Annotated in this window: 1 protein-coding gene; it reads left to right on the top strand. The window is 65.9% G+C overall.

The window, feature by feature from the left end; all coding sequences use genetic code 11:
* Positions 1 to 74 precede the first annotated feature (74 nt).
* The coding region (locus tag BZK31_RS28165; protein WP_083186443.1) for a YifB family Mg chelatase-like AAA ATPase at positions 75 to 1,335 on the top strand (1,261 nt) is incomplete at its 3' end.

The following is a 1,335-nucleotide window of genomic DNA, read 5'->3' as shown; positions in this document are numbered from 1 at the left end:
ATCCATTCCCCACCTGCCCCTCGTCCTCGAATGACGCACGATAACGCCCCGTCGCTCATATCAAGGAATGATCCATGTCGCTGGCCATTGTTCATAGCCGTGCCCAGGTCGGGGTTGAAGCCCCGGCGGTTACTGTCGAAGCGCATCTGGCCAACGGCCTGCCGACCTTGACGCTGGTGGGGCTGCCCGAAGGCGCGGTGAAGGAGAGCAAGGACCGCGTGCGCAGTGCCATTCTCAATGCCGGGCTGGATTTTCCGGCGCGGCGTATCACGCTCAATCTGGCGCCTGCCGATCTGCCCAAGGACGGTGGCCGGTTCGATCTGGCCATCGCGCTGGGTCTGCTGGCGGCCAGCGGGCAGGTACCGTTGACGGCCTTGCAGGATGTCGAATGCCTGGGCGAGCTGGCCTTGTCGGGGGCGATTCGGCCGATTCAAGGTGTGCTGCCCGCCGCCCTTGCGGCACGTGCCGCAGAGCGGACGCTGATCGTGCCGGCGGTGAATGCCGAAGAGGCGTGTCTGGCGTCGGGGTTGCGGGTCATCGCCGTGAACCACCTGCTGGAGCTGGTGGCGCACTTCAATGGACGCACGCCGATTGCGCCGTATCAGTCCAGCGGCTTGCTGCATCAGTCCAAGCCCTATCCGGACCTCAGCGAAGTGCAGGGCCAGACGGCTGCCAAACGTGCATTGGTGGTCGCAGCGGCTGGCGCTCATAACCTGCTGTTCAGCGGCCCGCCCGGCACCGGCAAGACGCTGCTCGCCAGTCGCCTGCCCGGCCTGTTGCCGCCGCTGGATGAGTACGAAGCGCTGGAAGTTGCGGCGATTCAGTCGGTGGCCAGTCAGGTTCCGCTGACCAGTTGGCCGCAGCGACCGTTTCGGCAGCCGCATCACTCGGCGTCGGGCCCGGCGCTGGTCGGTGGTGGCAGTCGTCCGCAGCCAGGCGAGATTACGCTCGCCCATCATGGGGTGCTGTTTCTGGATGAGCTCCCGGAGTTCGACCGACGCGTGCTGGAGGTACTGCGCGAGCCGCTGGAGTCGGGCCATATCGTGATTTCCCGCGCGCGGGATCGGGTGCGGTTTCCGGCACGCTTTCAGTTGGTCGCGGCAATGAACCCTTGTCCGTGCGGTTATCTGGGTGAGCCGACCGGCCGCTGTCGCTGTTCGACCGAGCAGGTCCAGCGTTACCGCAACAAACTGTCCGGGCCGCTGCTGGACCGTATCGATCTGCACCTGACCGTTGCGCGGGAAACCACCTCGCTCAATCCCGGCCCGCAGACTGGCGACACGACTGCCAGTGCAGCCGCCATCGTTGCGCAGGCTCGCGACCGACAGAATCGGC

This window comes from Pseudomonas floridensis (genome assembly GCF_002087235.1).
In the GTDB taxonomy this organism is placed as follows: Bacteria; Pseudomonadota; Gammaproteobacteria; order Pseudomonadales; family Pseudomonadaceae; genus Aquipseudomonas; species Aquipseudomonas floridensis.
The sequence above is the reverse complement of the archived record's forward strand: the minus strand, read 5'-3'. Positions and strand labels throughout refer to the sequence as shown.